Origin of the sequence: Vibrio sp. MEBiC08052 (assembly GCF_001506075.1) — a bacterium.
Lineage (GTDB): Bacteria > Pseudomonadota > Gammaproteobacteria > Enterobacterales > Vibrionaceae > Vibrio.
This window is the reverse complement of sequence record NZ_KQ947476.1, coordinates 304,119-325,302: the sequence shown is the minus strand read 5'-3', so window position 1 is coordinate 325,302 and position 21,184 is coordinate 304,119. Positions and strand designations below refer to the sequence as shown.

The following is a 21,184-nucleotide window of genomic DNA, read 5'->3' as shown; positions in this document are numbered from 1 at the left end:
TGAATCCGGCCATGGGTTAGAGCCCCGAGATGAGATATATCTGCGGGACTCCGACGTCAATCGATGTGGTGGGTATCGCTTGTATTAGTCCCAATCAATTGATTCTCCCGCATGTTTTTCACATTCCTGACGAATTAACGTCAGTAGTTCCAGACCGGTTTTCGAGCAGATCCATTGTTGTGCGGTGTACTGAAAGTGAAATCCGCCGGATTTAGACGCCAGCCAGATTTCATGCATCGGTTCCTGACGATTGATCACAATCTGACTGCGATCTTCAAAATCCAGTGTCATGACATTGCCGCTTGTCTCATAATCAATATCAGCACCTGAGTCATCAATCATTTGCTCAATCTGTTCTAGCATTTGATCAACAAGTTGGTGGAATTCAGTATCGTTCATCCTCACATCCTATTGCTTTTCCTGAATCTGGTGCGATTATAGGGGGCATTGAATGAATAATCACGATATATGCAAAATGAATAAAAAGTTTACTGCACTTTTAGTGCTGTGCGTGTTAGCGTTGGCAGGTTGTGGACAGACTGGACCGTTGTATATGCCTCAGGACGATACACCGCAAAACCAATCACAACCTTAATCCTTAGTCATTGATAATTAGGAAAATATTTTGGATTATTTTAATTACCAGAACGATGGACAGCTATGGGCTGAAGAGGTTCGTCTTGCAGAACTGGCAAAGGACTATGGCACACCACTTTACGTTTATTCAAAAGCGACGTTAGAACGCCACTGGAATGCATTTGATCAGGCTGCCGGCACACATCCACATCTGGTTTGTTATGCCGTGAAAGCGAACTCCAATTTAGGTGTGCTGAGTGTCTTGGCCCGACTCGGCTCTGGATTTGATATTGTATCCGGAGGGGAGCTGGAACGAGTTTTAGCGGCTGGTGGAAATCCCAGTAAAATTGTATTTTCCGGTTTAGGTAAAACCGAAGCGGAAATGAAACGCGCACTCGAATTGAAGATTAAGTGCTTCAATATTGAATCCGAATCCGAGTTACATCGTTTGAATCGCGTGGCTCAGTCGCTGGGTGTGAAAGCCCCGGTGTCTCTGCGGATCAATCCGGATGTCGATGCCAAAACACATCCCTATATCTCGACCGGACTCCGTGACAATAAATTCGGGATTGCTTTTGACCGCGCGCATGAAGTCTATCGTTTAGCTCACCAGTTGGAGCATCTGGACGTACATGGAATTGATTGTCACATCGGCTCGCAGTTGACTCAGATTGACCCCTTTATTGATGCCACGGACCGTCTGTTGGCGCTTATCGACGCGCTCAAAGCGGAAGGCATTCACATTCGCCACTTAGATGTCGGTGGTGGTTTGGGGGTGGTCTATGATGCAGAAACACCACCACAGCCGGCCGAATATGCCAAAGCCTTACTCGCACGTTTGAAAAATCATCAAGATTTGGAACTGGTGTTTGAGCCGGGACGGGCGATTGCCGCTAATGCAGGGGTACTACTGACTAAAGTTGAGTTTCTCAAGCATACCGAATATAAGAATTTTGCCATTATTGATGCAGCGATGAACGATCTCATGCGTCCTGCTTTGTATCAGGCATGGCAGAAAATTGTTCCCGTTGCCCCGCGGGAAGGAAAAGCGCTGGTTTATGATGTAGTCGGGCCGGTGTGCGAAACCAGTGATTTTATCGGTAAAGAGCGCGAGCTTGTGCTTGAGGAAGGTGATCTTCTGGCGGTTCGTTCTGCAGGTGCTTACGGATTTGCCATGTCATCAAACTATAATACGCGTTCACGCGCCGCTGAGGTCATAGTTGATGGAGAACAGGTTCATCTGGTACGCCAGCGCGAGCCTCTCAGTAGTTTGTGGGCTTTGGAAAGTGTTTTACCGGAGTAAAAAAACCTATGCATTTTCATTTTTCTAAAATGCACGGTTTGGGTAATGATTTCATGGTCGTTGACTGTATTACCCAGAATATTTTCTTCTCACCGGATCTGATTCGTCGCTTGGCGGATCGGCATACGGGTGTCGGTTTTGATCAACTGTTATTGGTGGAAGCGCCTTATGATCCGGAAACCGATTTTCACTATCGGATCTTTAATGCGGATGGCAGTGAAGTTGAACAGTGTGGTAATGGTGCTCGTTGTTTTGCGCGTTTTGTGCGACTCAAAGGTTTGACGAACAAATACAGCATTCATGTCAGCACGAAGAAAGGGAAGATGATTCTGAATGTCGAAGAAGACAATCAGATTACCGTGAATATGGGGTTACCAGAATTTGAACCCGCGAAAATCCCGTTTAAGGCGAAGCAGTCAGAAAAGACCTATATTTTACGCATTGCTGAACAGACCCTGTTTTGTGGCGCGGTCAGTATGGGGAATCCTCATGTGGTGACAACGGTTGAAGATGTCGATATCGCAGATGTCGAGCGCCTTGGGCCATTACTGGAGTCTCATGAACGTTTTCCTGAACGCGTGAATGCCGGTTTTATGCAGGTAGTAAATCCCAATGAAATCCGGTTACGGGTTTATGAACGAGGGGCCGGTGAAACACAGGCATGCGGAAGTGGCGCCTGTGCCGCGGTTGCCGTGGGGATTATTCAAGAGCAACTGGCAGAGAATGTCACAGTCCATTTGCCGGGCGGTGATCTGAAAATTTGCTGGAAGGGGCCGGGACAGCCACTTTACATGACCGGACCCGCCACACATATTTATGATGGTCAGGTTGCGTGCTGAAAACGGCTGAAATCATTGAAGAACGTTGTAGAAAGGGTTGTTGTGTCAAACACTGAAACTGAAATTAATGAAAATGATGTGTTAACCGCCGAAGTGGTGGCTGATTATTTACAAAATCATCCTGATTTCTTTATGAACCGCCCGGAATTGGTTGATCGCCTTGCACTACCGCACCAGCAACTTGGCGCGGTTTCTTTGGTTCACATTCAGTTGAATCGGCAGAGACACCGGATCGAAGAACTTGAAGAAGAAATAACCGCCTTGATGTCTCTGGCAGCGAGTAATGATCGGACGCTTCATGCATTTATGGATTTGCAGGAGCAGATGTTTCGGTGCGATGACCTGAGTGAGGTCGTTGAGGCAATTGAACAGAAAGCGGGACAGTTATCACTGAAAGCGCATGTCCGTCTGTCAGGCGTACCGGCACAATACGCTTTGGATCTGGTCTATTGGCAGCGCTTTGCCACGAACAATTTTAATGGAAACTGTGCTTATTTAGGCAGAATGCGTAAAGCGGATCGCGATGGTCTGTTTGGTGAACACTCCGGTGCACCGGAGTTCGGATCTTACGTCGTGCTACCGATCAGAAGTAAAGACACGCATGGGATACTGGCTTTTTCCAGTGAAGATGGCGGCCATTTTCAGCCAAGTATGGATACGTTGTTCCTGCGCTATCTGGCTGAGGTGCTGACCCATTTATTGCAGGTACTTCCATGGCAACGAGTATAAAACGAGTCAGTCACAGAGATGAATAAGTTCGTCGTATGAATGGTGCAAGTCAGAAATTACCGGATGAATTACAGCAACCCCTTCAACGCTTCTATGAATACCTGAGAAGCGAGAAGGGGTTGAGTCTATATACGCGTCAGAACTATCAGCAACAACTGACTCAAATGGCGGCTTATCTGGCTGACAATGGTGTGACACACTGGCAGCAATTGGATTCGGCATGGGTCAGACAACTGGCAGCAAAAGGGATGCGTGACGGTATCAAGGCCAGTAGTCTGGCAACGCGTTTGTCTGCATTACGTAGTTTTCTGGATTTTATGGTGTTAAGAGGTGAGTTAACTGCGAATCCGGCCAAAGGTGTTTCTGCACCGAAGAAGAAGCGACCATTGCCGAAAAATTTAGATGTCGATGAAGTCGCACAGCTACTTGAAGTAAACGACGATGATCCGCTGGCGATTCGCGATCGGGCGATGATGGAACTGATGTATGGTGCAGGTCTGCGTTTGGCGGAAATGGTCAGCGTCAATGTGAAAGATATTCACCTCGGTCTGGGAGAAATTCGCGTAATCGGGAAAGGCAACAAAGAACGCAAAGTGCCGTTTAGCGGCCAGGCTGTGATTTGGGTGAAAAAATGGATGGTGGTACGCGGGCAGTTCGCTTATCAGGATGAACCCGCTTTGTTTGTTTCCAATCGCGGCGGGAGAATCTCGCATCGCAATGTTCAGAAACGGATGTCAGAGTGGGGGATGAAACAGTCGGTCGCCAGTCATATCAGTCCCCATAAATTACGTCACTCTTTTGCCACTCATATTCTTGAATCAAGCCACAATTTACGTGCAGTACAGGAATTATTGGGGCATGAAAACATTTCAACCACTCAGATATATACCCATCTCGATTTTCAGCATTTAGCGCAGGCCTACGATCTGGCTCATCCCCGCGCTAAGAAAAAACGGAAACCATAGTGCATGTTTTATTACCGCTCTCTCCCTTCGATTCAGGCGATGACCTTTGATTTGGATGATACACTCTATGATAACGTCCCGGTGATTCGGCAACTGGAGCGTAAGATGTTGGATTGGATGCATTTGAATCATCCGGTCAGTGCGTTACATCCGATTGAGTGGTGGCAGCAATTGAAAACCAATGTCGCGCAGCAATCTCCTGAGTTGGCGCATGATGTGACGCAATGGCGTTATGAACAGGTCATGCAGGGGTTGATACTGTTGGGATACGCAGCCGATGACGCTCGTCAAGCGGCTGAAGATGCAATCAATGAAATGTTCTACTGGCGTCATCAGGTGGATGTTCCGGAAGAAACACATCGTGTTCTGACTTTATTGAGCCGCCAAATACCGTTAATTTCCGTGACTAATGGCAATGTCGATCCGCATAAGATTGGGTTGGGACACTATTTTCAGCACACGCTGCAAGCCGGCCCTGACGGATTTTCCAAACCTTATCCTGATCTGTTTATCAAAGCGCAACGCGAACTCGATCTGCCTGCTTGCCATATCCTGCATGTCGGCGATCACCTGAAGACCGATGTTTATGGTGCAAAAATGAATGGATTCACGGCCTGCTGGTTGAATGACCAACATAAAAATATCCGCACAGAATCGGCTGCGATGTTACTACCGGATGTCGAGATTGATCAGTTATCAAGCTTGTTAGATCTTGTGTAACGCCATGATGATATGATTGATCGGAGGCATCGCTCAATGGTGGACTGATGTTCAGCTACCGCTGAACGAATCGGGCCGGGGATCTGCTTTTATCGGCTTGTAAGGTATCCATAAACAGATGTAGAAAATCTTTTAATGCCTGAGCATCTTTGGTCTCGCCACGTTGATCGAGCAAGGTGGCAACCACCTCCAACGTACAGAGTGAGTCAGGTTGTTGGTTGCGCCTCAACCGATAAGATGAGGTCATATTCGGGGTGATCTGCACGCGTGGTAGTCCTGCCAGCCAAGCACTCTTTCGTTCCATTTTTCGCGCCTCCTGCCAAGTCCCGTCGAGCAAAATGAAATGGAGTGTAGGTTGATGTTCCTTTACTTGATGATCGTGATGCTGATACTGATAGTTGTGATGTGGATGATAGTGTTCATCATCTGTTTGCACACACAACTCGTCCGCTGTAACAGCGTCCGGGGATGGAAATAGCAGTACCGGGAAAAATCGGGGATCATCCAGCTGCTGTTGGAATCGCACATCAGGTTGTTTGCGTTGCCAGAGGTATGACTGACACTGCGGCAGTGCATGGACCAGCCAGCGTCCGGTATTGGTTTCCCGATTGAGTTCCCGCTCATGAACCAGCAACGATAGCTTGATTGTGCTATCGCAACGGGGGATTGCCTGACAAATACACTGATATACCAAACCACACTCGGGGCATGGTGTCGGTGATTGTTCCGGTTGCGGACTCACATTCATGGCTTGCTCCGGTACAAAGTTAATCCACCGCCACTGATATCGTAGATCTGCTGACCGACTTGTTCCTTGGGAGCGTGAAGCTGATCGCCCTGACGGGTAAAAATCCGTTGGGAGAGCAGGTATTGCTGTTGATGTTGGGTCATGACCACCTGAATCTGATCGCCGTTGAGTGCCTGCCAAAAGCCTGTTTCCACAATCGGGATCGGATCATTTTGATAATGATAAAGTGTTTGAGCTGTATGATCAGCTTTCAGCGTTAATGTCACGGAAAAGTTGTCTTGTCGGGTTGAGTTGGCATGATAGGTCGCAATCCATGTTGTGGATGGATCCTGATTACCGAGCCGGGCACAGCCCCGATATCGGCCTTTCTGTGTGTTGAAAGCTGCCATCCAGCCGTACAAGGCTTGATGATTCAGTTGGCAAACTGATGGTGACAAAGTCAATGTTCCCTGTGGCGCTGTATACACACGATGTTCTTCGGTGTGGTTCACCTGTTTGACGGGCCACTGCTGAGGTGATGATTTGCCAAATGTCACATCTAAGGTATCCGGTGACGTCATATCAACGAGCCAGTGTGGTTTCTGTCCCTGAGCCTCGGTGCTTTGTAACGGTTGGCTACAACCTCTGACGGCATCCTGTGAGACATAGTTAATCTGATGTGCAATCAGTCGTGCTCTGAAATCAGCATTGTAACCCGTCTGGCTTGGCGCGGTAAGGAAACCGATGATTTCACCATAGATTGATTGATAAGGTGAGGCTACCTGTTGACTGAGTGTCTGATACTGTTGTGCTGATAACGTCAGTAAAAATTGCTGGTTGCTGTTGCAGGGAGTAAATGAGCTGGTTCGGGGGCCAATCACGATCTGACCGCGGAACATGATTCGCGGGATCTGAATTTCGGTCGGTTGCCCCAGAGAAATGTGACCGGGAGGAGCGGTCACCATCGGTGATGTACAGGCTTGCAAGAGTAACATTAATAAGCTGAATATTAGAATTTTCAAGGGCTTCATGGTATATCTTCCTTACCTTAACCGGATTAGACATCGTCTCGTATAGCAACAGCATAACATCTAGCGACAGCACAGCATTATGGCATATTGGTTATTTAAAACAGAGCCTGATACTTTCCCTGCGTTGAAATCTTGATCCCTCTGGTGGCTCTCACCGCCTGTCTATTTGTCTCATCAGTACGTTTTATCTTATCAGTGCATTTTGACCGTGACTCTTCAGTGAGCCATAAGCGGCGTGAGTGAATTTATTATGACATTGACGCATTCTGGATGACATTGAGGAACTGATGTGTGAACTATTGGTCTTTTATCGTGAGAATTAACACTATATGAGTAAGAAATATAGGAAATAATGCGATCTTCGCTGCGAGTTCGGAGGATTTTTATTGGAGTTTATACGTGTATTGGTTGTATGCTAACAGCTGCTGTTGCAGTGCAATAGTGAAGCAAGTATTAGCGCGAAATTCAGAAAAATAATCATGAATGTTTGTTTCGGCATACAAGGTTAAGTGCTCGAATGGGGACGGCTTACTCCATTGCTTGAAGCCTATTTTCAATTGATTTGCACATATAATGAACGAGTTTAGGGACGATGAGTGATGACATTTCTGATCTGGCAAAAGCAATTATGCTTGGGTGGACAGACTATTTTTATGAATCGCTATGTGCGTGACGAGTATACGGCAGGCGCTGCGCAAGAAGGCATCACCTTACCGGAATCCCTGCTCGGGGCGGTCAGTAAAAGAAAAGCAGAATTTGTTGCCGGCAGAATCGCTGCAAAATATGCCTTGCTGCACCGAGGTGCATCTGAACCTTGGGTCGGAATTGGCGAGCATCGTTCTCCGGTGTGGCCTGACGGATTTATCGGCTCAATCTCACATACGGATGATACGGCTATCTGTACGGTGACGACCACAGCCGATCGGTTATCGATCGGAGTTGATGTCGAAAATATCATGGATGAAACACTCTGCGAGTCGATCGGTAGAATGATTGTCATACCTGAGGAAATCAAGCTTCAGGATCTCACCGATTGGCGTAAAGCGCAGTTTATCTCTCTGATGTTCTCTGCCAAAGAGAGCCTTTTTAAGGCGCTCTATCCTTTAGTAAAACGTTACCTTGATTTCCATGATGCACAATTAATATCCCTTGAGCCGCAGCGTTCACATTTCACGTTTGAACTTTCCCAAATACTTCAGCAAGAGACCGGCATACAGTTTTGTCATGGACATTATCTGTTTCTGGAAGACGCGCTCGTGACATTGATACAGATTGAACGGGATGCCTGATGTAAACAAAGTATGAATATTTCCCTTAGTTGGCAGGGTGGCTTAAGAATAATGAATGATAAAAAATATACCAATCCATTTGATGATGAGAGTCATCGGTTTCTCGTGCTGACCAATGACCGTGGTCAGTATAGTTTGTGGCCTGAATTCAGTCCGGTCCCTCAAGGCTGGCAAGCGATGTTCGGTCCGGAAGGTAAATCCGTCTGTCTTAGTTATGTCGAACAAAACTGGCAGCATGTTCATCTCTCCGGGCTTAATTCATGAAGGGATCATCGTTATGTCTATGAGCAATATGATTGATGAATCAATGTCATTATGGTCACAGGCAGCAAGACAGCCTGAAGACATTGATTTTGTAAAAGACTTAAAGCCGGCCGCATTTCCATTGAATCCGGTTGGTGAGTTCCCCCCACGCACACTGCAGGTTAAACAGGCGATGCAGCCATGGTCTACCGGTACTGCATTAGCGCTTCCCACGCAGTACCAAACCATTCTTGATCTGCTAAGTCAGCAAGTTGAATCATTTCCGGCCCGGCTGGCATTGTATGATGGGCAGTCATCATGGACGTTCACGCAACTGAATGCGCAGATCAATACGCTGGCAGCGAATTTTCTGCAAGCCGGCGTCCGACGTGGCGATGTGATTGGGGTCGCATTACCGAGAACTGGATTTGCGGTGATTGCGCTTCTGGCCGTGATGAAATGTGGCGCAGTGTATCTCCCCATTGATCCGGATTACCCCCGGGAACGAATTGAAGCCATTCTGGAACAGGCTCGTCCCCGTGGTGTACTGATCGATGCGAATCCGTCGTTTGGTTTGCAACAAGCGCTGCAACATGTCACCACATCTTTATTCTCTATATCACAATGGCGACTCGAAACATTGTTGTGCGTAAGTGAAGATTTTCCCCCGGATTATCCCTCACCGCAAAGAGAAGACACGGCCTATATTATTTTTACATCCGGTTCGACCGGTAAGCCGAAAGGAGTTTTAAACCATCATGGCGCGTTACTGAATCTCGCGCTGTCTCATCGACAGACTATTTTCGAACGGGCGCTATCGCAGTTGAAGCGAGTGCGTGATCGCCCCGTTGTCCGAGCGGCACATACCACCTCTTTTTCTTTCGATGCATCTTGGGAACAAATTTTATGGATGATTCACGGCCATACATTGTATCTCTATTCGAATGAACAACGCCGGGACGCGTTTGAACTGAATCGGTTGGTCGAACAAGATCAAATTGACGCTTTAGATCTGTCTCCTTCGCTGTTTTATCAGATGTTGGAAGCCGGACTGATGACGATATCGCATGTACCGACGCTGGTCTTGGTCGGAAGTGAAGCAGTACCACATAAGCTGTGGCAGAAGGTGAGTGAGTATCCCACGCTGATAGTGGAAAACTTCTATGGGCCAACGGAATATACGGTTGATGCTGTGAGTGCCAGTTTTAAAGCAGATGATACCCCGGTGATCGGCCGGCCTATTGCCAATACGCGCACCTATGTATTAGACGAAACATTGACTCCGGTACCGACCGGGTGTGTCGGAGAACTGTATCTTGCCGGTGCGGGGATGGCGCAGGGATATTTAAATCAACCCGGTATGACCGCAGAACGTTTCGTAGCGGATCCATTTGTTGCCGGTGACGTGATGTACCGTACCGGAGATTTAGTCCGTTGGTCTGAAAAGGGGCAACTTGCTTTTATTGGGCGTTGTGATGATCAGGTGAAAATCCGTGGTTATCGGATCGAGCTGGGAGAAGTTGAAAATGCATTGTCGGTTCAGCAAGGGGTCGCTCAGGCGGTTGTTGTAGCGCAGCCTTTTGCCGGTACGCACCGCTTGATCGGATTTTGTGTACTGACACCGGACAGTGCCAGTCAACGTAATGGTGAACATTTGTCGGTGGCGCTTGCCCAAATTCTGCCCGATTACATGGTTCCTGCGGTGATTGAGATTATTGATGAGATGCCGATTAATGTGAGCGGTAAAATTGATCGCAAAGCGTTGGCTGCGATGCCTCTGTCGGTGACCCGAAGCCTTGGCCGGGAACCGCAGACGGATCTCGAACGGCTGCTGTGTCAGGAAGCACTGTCACTATTCGGGGCATCGGTGATCTCTGCGGAAGATGACTTTTTCTCACTCGGTGGCGACAGTATCTCTGCAATGGCTTTGGTCAACCGGATACGTCAGCAGGGATATCTTTTGAAGGTCAAAGATATCTTTGTTGAGAAGACACTGGAAAAAATAGCATTGAAGATCGACCGACATCAGCCCACCAGTGTGCTGCATGTGGATGCCTCCGCAGCGCATATCCTGATGAGTGATGATGTGCGGGCACAATTCACCGCTGAATATGGCGCGGTTCATGACATTATTCCGACTTTACCGATTCAGAATGGTCTGCTGTCTCATGTGCGTACCAGTGGCCAACAGAGTAACTATAACGCCCTGACCAAGATGCAGTTTGTCGGTGAAATGGATGTACAGCGCCTACAGCAAGCACTCGATAACGTTGTATTACGTCACCCGCAGTTACTGGCTCGTTTTGATGTGCATATTTTGGATCAAGCGGTTCAAGTGCTGCCCCAAATCACGGTTGAGCAGGCGGAGCAAAGAAGAGGCTTATGGCCGCTGGAAACATGCTCTCTCAATGGATTACCTTGTGAGGAGCAAGATGCCGCACTGGTCGTCATTGAGTCCCGGGAAGTTTTACGCCCCTTTGATATGCAGGACGCCCGTCAGCCATTACTGTATGCCGTATTGGTGCATCATCATGACAATCAACATACGCTGTTTTTGTCTGAACACCATTTGGTCATTGATGGTTGGTCAATGCCGATTTTGCTCCGGGATCTGCTTCAGGCTTATGTTGAGGCCACGGGGCTGGAGACTCCGCAGACGCCTGACCGCTATGCCTGTGTGATTAGACAGTTAGCTTCACGAGATAAATCTGTCGCGAGGCGAGTCTGGTCTCAGGCATTGGCAGACGCGCAGCCGACGCTGATCTATCAAGGTGAATCCCCGTCAGATCAGGTTAGTGACACCTCTTTTCGATTATCTCCCTTGATGACACAGAAACTGACCACGCTTTGCCAGCAAAACGGTTTAACCGTTAATTCATTGATGCAAGGGGTTTGGGGGATGATCTTGCGTGATATCAGCGGATGTGAAGATGTCATTTTTGGTTCTCCGGTCTCAGGACGGTTTTGTGATATCGAAGGGATAGAATCTTACGTCGGCCTGTTTACCAATACGATTCCCGTCCGGATTCGGCTCCAACAAAGTCGTTCATTGATTGAGCAACTGAAAGCGGTTCAGTCAGAACAGATTCATCTGTGTGAACACGATATGTTGGGATTGGATGAGATCGGGCAACTGACGGGAGAGGTGTGTTGGTTTGATACGATGTTGTCGGTTGATAATTATCCGAATTATGATCATTGGTTTAGCATCGATTACCACGGGATGAAACTGACAGCCATGGAAAACCGGGGTTATACCCATTTGCCGCTGACGGTTTTTGTGACGCCCGGTGAATCTTTGGAAGTGCTGATTGCGTATCGGTCAACACGATATTCACCTCAGCGTCTGGCAAGACAGTTTGAACAGTTGCTGATTCAGATCATTGAGCAGCCGATGATTGCGCTGCAACACTATAGCTCGAATCCTGACGTGCTTGTGCCAAACGAGCCCCCGAATCCTAGTATCGAAAACAGAGCGGTATCTGCAGACTCAAGCCATCTTGTGCACATGGGTATACCGATATCCGCAGACTGAGTGGGGTTGAGCCAACCGTGACCGTCGGAACGCTCCGCCGAGTAATCTAATCTCTCACCGGCAGTATCGTTTGCCGGTGGAGAGAGCAATGATTGAGGGAACCCCCTTCGCTTGAATTACAACACTTGAATTACAACAAGTGTTGATGCAGATAGTGGGCAACAGCATCATCAGCATGGCTGCCGATACGCTCAATCTGTGGTAAGGCTGACAACACTTTTTCATGGGCTGTTTTCATCACGAGACCGCAGCCAGCCATCGACAACATTTCAATATCATTCATCCCGTCACCGAATGCGATGCAGTGGTCTAAGGTATGATTCAGTGAATTGGCGACAACCTGTAATGCATGGCCTTTTGAGATCTCCGGCCCCATGACTTCAAGGCACCACGGGCTGGAGAATGCGATAGTCACTTTTCCGGCGAAGCGTTGATTGAGAATTTCCTCATAGTGCACCAGCGCATCGTGGCTGGATTGCTTATGAGTGAAGAATATTTTAGCCACGTTATCCAATGGTGGATTTTCCGGATCAAACATCTGAAACGTGAACTTGGATTCATTGTGATACCGCTGAGTCACTTCATCGATATGGCTGAGTCGCCATTGGTCATCATGATATATATGGATGAAAATATCCGGGTCATCCTTACAGATATCAATCAGGTTTTGAACCAGATCTTTCGGGATATTACGGCTGAACATCAATTGATTATCCGGGCTGTGGATCCGGGCACCATTCGAGGTAATCATGAATGCGGGAATCCCTGCAATTTCACGGATGCCTGCCACATCAACATGATGACGTCCGGTTGCAAAGATAAATGTATACCCTTTCTGATGGAGGTCTTGTAGTGTGCTCTTGGTAAATGGGCTTAACTTATGGTCCGGAGCGAGTAATGTACCATCAAGATCAGAAGCAACAATGCGAATATCTTTGCTGGTCAGTGTCATAAAATCCTCATTTGACAGAAATGAAATGCAGAACTGCGTTATTGACTATTTTACGAAAATATAAAGAGGAAGAAGAGGGTAAAATCCATCGTGTCGGTTTTCCTCTTTTCCTTCTGTCTGTTTTGTCGCCGAATCAGTTCATCAATGGGGGGATGTGGTCAGGCTGAGCGATGGGATGAAAAGTGCCGGAGAATGGCATCCAGAGTGGGCTTCCGATATTGATCACTTTCAAATAACAACTCATGTTTTGCACCTTCAATCTTAAGGCATGTACAGTGTGGGTTGGTTTTCGCAACTTTGCGATAGAACAAATCCTGGGCATGATTACTGACGATGCTTTCTTCTCCCGCCTGTACGATCAGCGTGGGCAGGGTCACCTGCCGCGTCAGTTGATGACATTGTTTGATCGCCATGAGGCTTTGCCAAACCCATCGTGCACTGGGCCCGCCTAATTTTAATTCAGGATGACTATCATACAGTTGTCTGAACCAGCGATATCTTGTCTCACTATGTGTCAGCGGATTATTTTCAAACGGCTTGGACAAATATCCCTGATAACCCGGAGCATACTTGGGTTCAGATGTCAGTGCCGACAAAATTTGAGTTAAGGGCAGGGCAATCGGCCGCAGCAAATAGGGGATGTGTACCCCGAACATTGGCGCGGTTAATGCCATGGCATCAAATCCATGATCAGGATGGGTCTGAATATAGCGCGTGACTACTGCGCCTCCCATCGAATGGGCAAGCAGAAAACGGGCCCGGTAAGTTTTCGTGGCTAATGTGTGTGCAATAATGGTTTCCATATCACGAACATAGTCATAAAACTCGCCGACATGGCCGATCTGTTTGTCAGTACAAAGTCGCTCAGACAATCCTTGTCCTCGGTGATCATACGTATAAATATCATACCCTTGGCGGAATAAATCGTAGATTAGCTCCTGATATTTCCACACGGACTCAATACGTCCGTTCGCAATCAATATCATTTGGTCATGATCGGGGTGACTGAAACGGCACCAATAGAGTCGCTTTTTATCAAATGCACGGAGTGTCCCTTCCTGTCTATCCTGCCAGAAAGATGAAATATCATTGCCGACGGCTTGCTCAAAGAGAAACTCTTGCGTATAAGGGGAGGTCAGTATTTTATGTTGATTCATAATCCAACTGATTGCTGATAGTATGAGAAATATTCGTATTGTGTTATGCGTCTTTTAGTATAGAGGAATTCCTATGGAACTACACGTCTGGCTTGCTTATGTAGCCACGGCAATTATTTTCAGTCTGGCTCCCGGTTCTGGCACGGTGAACTCTATTAGTAATGGCCTTAATTACGGTATCCGCAGGTCACTGTTTGCAATTGCAGGGCTTCAGTTAGGATTAGGCTTTCACATCCTGTTGGTTGGGGTTGGTGTCGGTACTTTGGTTGCTCAGTCTGTATTCGCTTTTAGTGTCATTAAATGGATTGGGGTGGCTTACCTTGTCTGGTTGGGAATACAAAAATGGCGCGATACTAGCACGTCTTTTACGACTGAATCGCAGACTTTGCATCAACCCTGGGTTATGCTACGTAAATCGATGTTGATCAATTTAACCAATCCGAAATCAATTGTTTTTCTGGTGGCACTTTTTCCTCAGTTCATTCAACCGGAAGGACCTCAGATGATTCAACTCATTATTTTAGGTGTAACGACAATGTTTATCGATACACTGGTGATGCTGACATATACTTCGCTTGCCGCGAAGCTCAGGCGATATACTCGCTCGGAATCTGTGATGCGTCGTCTGAATAAGGTGTTTGGATCCGCATTTTTGGGTTGTGGCGCTTTATTGGCTGTGGCAAAAGCCTAGGTTCGAAAAATGCGATATACATATGTTGCCCGTCAGCCAATCCTCAATGCGAAAGGAGTCACGTTAGGCTACGAGTTACTTTTCCGGGATGGAGAAATGAATGCTTTTCCGTCTCACATCAGTTCAGAGCGGGCAACCTATCGTTTAATTGCCGAAAACTTTTTGACGGTTGGCAGAACATCTGATCGACGGTCTGCACGTTGTTTTATCAATTTTCCTTATAAAAGTCTGATTCGCCGTCTTCCCTTTACCCTGCCCAAACACCGGATTGTCGTCGAAGTGTTGGAAACCTGTGAACCGACCGATGCGTTATATCATGTTGTTCGTGATTTACATCGCCACGGCTATTTACTGGCGCTGGATGATTTTGTCTATTCGCCAGCCTGGGAACGCTTTCTCCCTTATGTTCATATTGTCAAATTGGATATCATGGCTTTGGGTGTTGATGAGGCTTGTCAGTTTGTCCGAGAAAAAATTGCTGATAAATGTCAGTGTCGGTTTCTCGCGGAACGGGTAGAAACGGAAGAAGAGTTTCTGCAGACGAAAGAAGCCGGCTTCTCCTTCTTTCAAGGTTATTACTTTAGAAAGCCACAGGTGATGAAAAAGCGCTATGTGGTTCCTGAATATCTGACAGCAATGAATTTATTTATTGAAGTCTGTCAGCCGGAGGTGAACTTTGACCGAGTCGAAGAGATCCTCTCACAAGATGTTACTTTATCTTATAAACTACTCCGTTTTGTGAATGCACTTTCAGATCGTATTTGTGTCAGTATCTCTTCTTTCCGCCAAGCGCTCATCTATTTAGGTCAAGACAGACTCAAGTCTTTTGTCTCTCTGACCGTTGCCTCTTACATTGCCGTGGACAAGCCGAAAGAGCTTTATCGATTATCGCTACAACGCGCTCATTTTTGTCAGTTGATGTCATACCATGAAGTTTTTCATGAGTTGAAAGGGCAAGCATTTATGATTGGTCTGTTTTCTGTGCTTGATGCCATTCTGGATATTTCCATTGATGATTTGATGGAACAGTTACCGTTACCTGAATTGGCAAAAGATGCACTGGCGAAGCGTAAAGGTGCTTTTGGCGACCTGCTGACGATTCAGGAACATTTTGAACGAGGTGACTGGCATGGAATTGAAACGGAGAGCGCGAAAATCGGTCTGTCGGTTGAGGAAGTCAGCCAATCACTCCACGAAGCATTGTGTTGGAGTAACAATGCTCAATATGTCGTGTGACCCCTCAGACCGATAGTCATAGAACGTTCTCAGAATTTAGCTTGGGTGTGATATGCGTTTGCGAAAGCCAATCACTTTACTGTAGCCAAGCGTTAAACATCCAGATCTGTTTTTCTTGTTCTCTGATGTAATCACTCATCAATGCTGCGGTTCCTTCGTCGCCTGCATCGCCGGCAATCCCTAAGATTTCTCGTTGCTGTTTCACCAGCGTTCCGAACCCCTGAACTAAACCTCCAACCGTTGCTTTCGCCTGTGAGGCTTGCTTATGCTCTTGAATTTCAGAGCGCGTTACATAATCACTGAAGGTATGCAGTGGTGTACTTCCCAAGGTCAGGATTCGTTCAGCAACTTCATCGATTTTAGTCAGCAGATCGGTATAGATCTCTTCAAACTTAGTATGAAGTTCAAAAAACTCTGGTCCTTTAATGTTCCAGTGGTAACCCCTGACATTCATGTAAAATACCTGATAGTTGGCAAGGAGTTGATTTAAAGATGTTGCAAGTTTTTGGCTTGTTGTACTGTCTAAGCCGATAACATTCGTTTTCATAAGACACTCCATCTATTTCTGAATTCTGTTTAATTCCTGTTCATCATACGTTGACCAAATTATGAAATAAATTCGGTTAAATTTATTTTATCAATTGGTAATTTCTATCAAAGTGAATTTCTGACACAAGTTTGAATAAAAGATAACCACAGATTGTTGTATCTGACAGGGCGATCTCGCTAGAGTCATCTATATGATAGAAGGAGAGATTCAAGATGAGTCCCAGTCGGGTTTTCTATTTCGATTTACTGCGTTCTTTGGCGGCATTGTTTGTGGTCGGTATTCATGTCTTGGGGCCATTTCGTCATCAATATGGTGCGATTCCTTTTGACCACTGGGCAGTTGCTGCCGGATTAAATGGCATCAGCCGGTGGGCCGTTCCGGTATTTATCATGGTATCTGGTGCATTGCTCGTTGGTGATCCCCGTCCTTTCGACGGGAAATACTATATTCAGCGTAGAGTTCTGAAAGTGGTGATTCCGTTTCTGATTTGGTCGGTTTTCTATGCCTATCTGTCAGGTTGGGACACCCGTGGTTTTGACTGGAACACCGTCAAGATACGACTCTCTGAGATGCCCCATGAAGCGACCTATTATCATCTTGGATTCTTTTATTACTTTATCCCGCTATACGCTTTGATTCCCATCTTTCATTGGGCTGTCAGACGATATGAATGGTTTACGCAAGGCTATCTATTGCTATGGCTTGTCAGTTCAGTTACGTATTTGTTCTATTGGGATGGTTTCTGGTCTGAGACACTCTGGCTTTATTCCGGGTATCTGTTACTCGGGTATTACCTGTCCAGAGAAACGATTCATATCTGGCTATGGTCGCTGCTGGGGAGCCTCGCTCTGGCTGTAACCGTTTATATGGTGATTCATCTGAGTGTGGATGCGGGAGAGTATACCGTCAAACGCTGGCTGTCCTACAAAACGCTGAATACTGTGGTGATTGCCGGGATGATTTTTGTCATGTGCCGACACTGGGGAGAAAGCTTCTCACCGTTGTGGCAAAAAGTGATCCGTTTTACCAGCCGTTATAGCTTGGGGATATATATCCTCCATCCGCTGGTTTTATGGCCGATGCATCATTTTGTGTTAAATTTCCCGGGGCATCCGGTTTGGGTAATTCCATTATGGATTATAATGAGCTATATCGGTGCTTTGATGATGAGTTGGATATGTGCTCGTTTCCGGTTGACTCGCTGGTTGCTGCCATAATGTCAGCATCATAGGTTATCTGGGCATCAGGAGAAATCGAGGAGATAGCCATGTCAGAGATTGAAAAAGTTGTTATCAGAACACGAAAATTGGAGCATCTCCTTCGTGTTCAATATCATGCAGAAGGGCGAGGGTTGCATCAGCTGATCTCAAGTTGTGAAAACCGACTACCTCATAATGTGATCAAAAAGCTGAGATATATTGCGACGGTACGGAACAAGTTACTGCATGAAACTGATTATCAATTAGAAGATTGTGAAGCATTTTTGGATGCTTACGATGAGTGTATGAAAGAGTTGATGCCAAGGAGTAGTCGTTTTGTCTGGCGTGCAGCCATCTCTGTGATGATGATTATGACGATGATTGCTCTCGGTGTTTATTATATCCATTGGGAGTTTGTGTCAACGAAGTTATTTGAATGAATGATTTGATAAACAAAAAGGGACGCTTTTTAGCGTAATGCCGCTCGCTTAACAGCGAGCGACTCTTTTCTTATAGGGATAACGAGGGGCTTTGTAGAGTACCTGTCTTGGTATCGGTTTGCGTTTTCTCTTCTCTGGTAAGATGAACCGTTTGCCATTCTCTCTCAGGTTTTGAAGTTTCTTTGGTACCGTCCCTGGTGTACGGCCAGAACACCATAAAAACTCATCTTGTATCAGTCTTAGCGCATTGATAAAGCTAATTCTGAGTGGTTCCACACCGTAATACTCTGCCATCCTTTTCATTTCTAAGCGGACAAGATTGTAAGAGATAAAAACTCCCCAGAGCTCTTGATAAATCCCTTCCGCTTTCTGACTTCTAAGAACAGTGGTGTTGTCCAGTTGATTCTGTTTCAGCTCACCGTAGCTTTGCTCAATTTCCCAGCGTTCCCAGTATACTTTGACCATCTCCTTCAATGGATAGGTTTCTGGGCATTCCATTGATGTGATGAAGCCTTTGATTTCTCCTTTTGGCTCAGGAATGAGTACCAAGCGAGCTTGCCAGTTTTGTCCCAGATGAGGATATTCTTTTTGAGCTTGAGGAGAGACCGGCATTTTGATGAGTTTGTCATAGGGAGAGTACTCCTCCAGAACCTCATATCTGAACTTACTCTTGATTGGTGTCAGCCAATGGATATTCTTGCCAGCTCCGCGCCATGATTGGAAAAGCTCCGCTGATAAGAAACCACGATCAAAAAGAGTGAGTGAGTTATCTGGCGCAGAGCCAACAAGTTGCTGAGCGTAAGATATTTCACTATTGGTTATCGGGCCAAAAGCCACATCGGATACCAAATGAGTTCGGGTAGACGTTAATGTGACGGCTAATACAGAAGGGAATGTGGATGTGGCACTTCTATAGCCAAATTGTTGATTATCTTTTGTTTCAGGCACCCTGAATTGAGTTCCGTCTACACTCAAAACCTTCAGCCCACAAACTGAGGTCGCGGTATCTTCTTTTTCCCACTCAGTCGCGGTGGTATGGAATAAGTAACGTAATGGTTCAAAACCGATACGCTGCCTTGCTTTCACAATACTGCTAGTCGCAAGAGGGGGAAGTTCCCCCTTTGAATCAGGAAAGGCCAGTTCAAGCTTATCGCAGACGTCGCTGATAGAGCGGTTTCTCATTAGCCCAATCCCCAACACCAGCCAAACGGCTTGTTCCGCAGGAAATCTTCGTTTTCTAACCGCAGCACGGCCAGTTTGCTTTACTGCTTCAGAAATCCATTCAATAGGAATATTTTTCTGAAATGAATCGATTGATTCAGGGTAATGAAATTCAGCTGCGATTTGTAACTCGCGAGAAAATTCAGACATAAAAAACGGCCTCAGAAATTACTCTGAGACCGATTATGAGGCCACCCTAGGATCATTCAAGTTTTCTTAAACGATCGGCATTACGCTTTTTAGCGTCCCTTTTTGTTTATCGAGGTATCAATAAATCAGAGGCAGTGTCATAAGGCCGAGAATAACTGCAATCATGACGAGTCCCTGCTTTTGAGATGGCGTGATCATAACACACTGCTCCTATAATTTGTTTGTTAAGATTTATACAGAATATCATTTTTTCACGATTGATCAAATTCATTTTGTAAAATCTTTGAAAAACTATGTTTATGGTGCTTCAGTAGTGATGTATGGCTGGTTTTTAATATTGTTTTTGGTTGTTTGTTATTTGTTCTATATCGTTTTTTTGATGATCATTGCAATTTAACTATATGATTCTAATAAATTAAATTTGAATTTAATAGTGGTGGTTATCTAGCCTTGTTGCTTTTGGTGGTTTAAGTAGCTTGATGGTTTTTATCGGGCTTTTTAAGCAAAAAATTGGCTTATATATCGATGTTTTTGACAATAATTATCAACTAGATTACTGCGAAGGTTATTCGTCAGTGGTCTGATGTGTTTTTTTGTCTGTCATGTCTGTGTTTTTATTAATTTTGTTTTTTACTAATGTTTTTATTTAACTAATTGTATTTTAATAAAATATTTGTTTTATTTGGCACTGTTTTTGCCATTTAAAACTGATGAAATTCCCATTTATATTTAATTTTTTTTGCTAAAAATCATAGTTCATTCATTTATGGTTGTTTTCCCTGGTTTTTTGCAGCTTTGTGCTATTTTTATACTGTGAGGATTTACTTCTTTACTCAGATCCAAGTTTTTGAAGCCATCGGTGGATTTCTCATGAAACGGTTATAAACTAGCACCTGTTCAACACGAAGGTAGCTTGTATGCAGGAAAGCCATGTCGGTCACCAAAACAGATTCTCTTTTTATTTGGGACTCATTTGTACCTCAGTATTGCTGGTTTTGATGTGGAGTCTTACGTCAGAATGGTGTGCTTCAATCATCTGGAGTTCAGTAGCATTATGTTGCTGTCTGATTTTTACCTGGTCCTTTGTCGGGCAAACCAAATTTCGATTATCTTTTTCTGCTTTCCTATTGAGTTGTATCGCTTTTAGTCTGGCTTTTTGGCAACATATTCTGTACCCGATCCAGTGGTGGTTGCCGATCACCTTGATTGCGCTCGGCATTGTTCTTTATCTCCTTTTCTTGCCTTATATCGATAAACGGATGACTGTCGTTGCTGTTTTAGGTACCGGATTGCTCGGACTGATTTGGTCTGCCAGCGGATGGTGGCTTCAGGCGCGAAGTTGGAGTGCTCTGGAAGCCTCTGTCGGTGCTGCGCTATGGTTTGTTGTTTTTTTTCGGGTTATGGTCTATCCCGGTCAAAAAAGGTTTGATCAACCCTCTTTAGTGACGACCAGTGGGTTTTTAGTGGCTTTATGTCTGCTGGTTGTGGCTGTGTTGCCATATCACCCTTGAGTTAATTCTTTTGGTGGTTCCGAGAATGGAAGTGCTTGAATATAGAGCACTCCGACGAGCTGATTCGGACGTCGAAATCTTGCTTGCAGGTTGTTATACTTCGTTTTTTATTGGACCGTC

At 45.8% G+C, this 21,184-nt stretch carries 21 protein-coding genes; 14 read left to right on the top strand and 7 right to left on the bottom strand.

What is annotated here, in order from left to right:
- Positions 1-84: 84 nt before the first annotated feature.
- Positions 85-399: an iron donor protein CyaY gene (gene cyaY / locus VRK_RS18905; protein WP_059123055.1), complete on the bottom strand. Its 315-nt coding sequence runs from the start codon at positions 397-399 to the stop codon at positions 85-87.
- A gap of 76 nt (positions 400-475) precedes the next feature.
- Between cyaY and lptM the strand changes: the two genes are divergently transcribed.
- The 6 genes from lptM to yigB are packed head-to-tail and all read left to right on the top strand — an operon-like array spanning position 476 to position 5,132.
- Positions 476-595: an LPS translocon maturation chaperone LptM gene (gene lptM / locus VRK_RS20765; protein WP_082671483.1), complete on the top strand. Its 120-nt coding sequence runs from the start codon at positions 476-478 to the stop codon at positions 593-595.
- Between the two features lie 30 nt (positions 596-625).
- Entirely contained in the window at positions 626-1,879 is a 1,254-nt protein-coding gene (gene lysA / locus VRK_RS18900) for a diaminopimelate decarboxylase (RefSeq protein ID WP_059123054.1), read from the top strand.
- 8 nt (positions 1,880-1,887) lie between these two features.
- Positions 1,888-2,718 (top strand): diaminopimelate epimerase, encoded by an 831-nt coding sequence (dapF, locus tag VRK_RS18895; protein WP_059123053.1) that lies wholly within the window; start codon positions 1,888-1,890, stop codon positions 2,716-2,718.
- A 42-nt stretch (positions 2,719-2,760) separates the two neighbouring features.
- The gene (locus tag VRK_RS18890; protein WP_059123052.1) at positions 2,761-3,447 is read left to right on the top strand and encodes a DUF484 family protein; all 687 of its coding nucleotides are present in this window, start codon (positions 2,761-2,763) and stop codon (positions 3,445-3,447) included.
- A gap of 35 nt (positions 3,448-3,482) precedes the next feature.
- Positions 3,483-4,412 carry a tyrosine recombinase XerC gene (xerC, locus tag VRK_RS18885; protein WP_059123051.1) on the top strand — a complete coding sequence of 310 codons (930 nt, stop codon included), beginning with the start codon at positions 3,483-3,485 and terminating at the stop codon, positions 4,410-4,412.
- 3 nt (positions 4,413-4,415) lie between these two features.
- Positions 4,416-5,132 (top strand): 5-amino-6-(5-phospho-D-ribitylamino)uracil phosphatase YigB, encoded by a 717-nt coding sequence (gene yigB, locus VRK_RS18880; RefSeq protein ID WP_059123050.1) that lies wholly within the window; start codon positions 4,416-4,418, stop codon positions 5,130-5,132.
- Positions 5,133-5,187: 55 nt separating this feature from the next.
- Here the strand turns inward: yigB and VRK_RS18875 are convergent, their stop codons facing one another.
- A complete protein-coding gene (locus VRK_RS18875) occupies positions 5,188-5,880 on the bottom strand; it encodes a tRNA-uridine aminocarboxypropyltransferase (protein WP_059123049.1) in 693 nt (230 codons plus the stop codon).
- Positions 5,877-6,890 carry a hypothetical protein gene (locus VRK_RS18870; RefSeq protein WP_059123048.1) on the bottom strand — a complete coding sequence of 338 codons (1,014 nt, stop codon included), beginning with the start codon at positions 6,888-6,890 and terminating at the stop codon, positions 5,877-5,879. The genes VRK_RS18875 and VRK_RS18870 overlap by 4 nt, the downstream gene beginning before the upstream one ends.
- A gap of 599 nt (positions 6,891-7,489) precedes the next feature.
- Here VRK_RS18870 and VRK_RS18865 point away from each other — a divergent pair.
- The 3 genes from VRK_RS18865 to VRK_RS18855 are packed head-to-tail and all read left to right on the top strand — an operon-like array spanning position 7,490 to position 11,957.
- Positions 7,490-8,179 (top strand): 4'-phosphopantetheinyl transferase family protein, encoded by a 690-nt coding sequence (locus VRK_RS18865; RefSeq protein ID WP_059123047.1) that lies wholly within the window; start codon positions 7,490-7,492, stop codon positions 8,177-8,179.
- A gap of 51 nt (positions 8,180-8,230) precedes the next feature.
- Positions 8,231-8,443, top strand: coding sequence for an MbtH family protein (locus VRK_RS18860; RefSeq protein WP_059123046.1), 213 nt, complete (start codon positions 8,231-8,233; stop codon positions 8,441-8,443).
- A gap of 13 nt (positions 8,444-8,456) precedes the next feature.
- On the top strand, positions 8,457-11,957 hold the full coding sequence (locus VRK_RS18855) for a non-ribosomal peptide synthetase (protein WP_059123045.1): 3,501 nt from the start codon (positions 8,457-8,459) through the stop codon (positions 11,955-11,957).
- Positions 11,958-12,087: 130 nt separating this feature from the next.
- Here the strand turns inward: VRK_RS18855 and VRK_RS18850 are convergent, their stop codons facing one another.
- Together VRK_RS18850 and VRK_RS18845 are read right to left on the bottom strand one after the other, a co-directional pair.
- Complete coding sequence (locus VRK_RS18850) at positions 12,088-12,909, bottom strand: Cof-type HAD-IIB family hydrolase (RefSeq protein ID WP_059123044.1); 822 nt, start codon at positions 12,907-12,909, stop codon at positions 12,088-12,090.
- Positions 12,910-13,067: 158 nt separating this feature from the next.
- Entirely contained in the window at positions 13,068-14,066 is a 999-nt protein-coding gene (locus VRK_RS18845; protein WP_059123043.1) for an alpha/beta fold hydrolase, read from the bottom strand.
- A 73-nt stretch (positions 14,067-14,139) separates the two neighbouring features.
- On the opposite strand from VRK_RS18845, the gene rhtB reads away from it, so the two are divergent.
- Entirely contained in the window at positions 14,140-14,757 is a 618-nt protein-coding gene (gene rhtB, locus VRK_RS18840) for a homoserine/homoserine lactone efflux protein (protein ID WP_059123042.1), read from the top strand.
- A 9-nt stretch (positions 14,758-14,766) separates the two neighbouring features.
- Positions 14,767-15,993, top strand: a complete 1,227-nt coding sequence (locus VRK_RS18835) for an EAL and HDOD domain-containing protein (protein WP_059123041.1) — start codon at positions 14,767-14,769, stop codon at positions 15,991-15,993.
- 76 nt (positions 15,994-16,069) lie between these two features.
- On the opposite strand, the gene VRK_RS18830 is transcribed toward VRK_RS18835, so the two are convergent.
- The gene (locus VRK_RS18830) at positions 16,070-16,540 is read right to left on the bottom strand and encodes a Dps family protein (RefSeq protein WP_059123040.1); all 471 of its coding nucleotides are present in this window, start codon (positions 16,538-16,540) and stop codon (positions 16,070-16,072) included.
- 215 nt (positions 16,541-16,755) lie between these two features.
- Between VRK_RS18830 and VRK_RS18825 the strand changes: the two genes are divergently transcribed.
- Complete coding sequence (locus VRK_RS18825; RefSeq protein ID WP_059123039.1) at positions 16,756-17,760, top strand: acyltransferase; 1,005 nt, start codon at positions 16,756-16,758, stop codon at positions 17,758-17,760.
- A 50-nt stretch (positions 17,761-17,810) separates the two neighbouring features.
- The gene (locus tag VRK_RS18820) at positions 17,811-18,182 is read left to right on the top strand and encodes a hypothetical protein (protein ID WP_059123038.1); all 372 of its coding nucleotides are present in this window, start codon (positions 17,811-17,813) and stop codon (positions 18,180-18,182) included.
- A gap of 48 nt (positions 18,183-18,230) precedes the next feature.
- On the opposite strand, the gene VRK_RS18815 is transcribed toward VRK_RS18820, so the two are convergent.
- Positions 18,231-19,553 carry an IS4 family transposase gene (locus VRK_RS18815; protein WP_059120061.1) on the bottom strand — a complete coding sequence of 441 codons (1,323 nt, stop codon included), beginning with the start codon at positions 19,551-19,553 and terminating at the stop codon, positions 18,231-18,233.
- A gap of 917 nt (positions 19,554-20,470) precedes the next feature.
- Here VRK_RS18815 and VRK_RS18805 point away from each other — a divergent pair.
- A complete protein-coding gene (locus VRK_RS18805) occupies positions 20,471-21,064 on the top strand; it encodes a lysoplasmalogenase family protein (RefSeq protein WP_059123036.1) in 594 nt (197 codons plus the stop codon).
- Positions 21,065-21,184 lie beyond the last annotated feature (120 nt).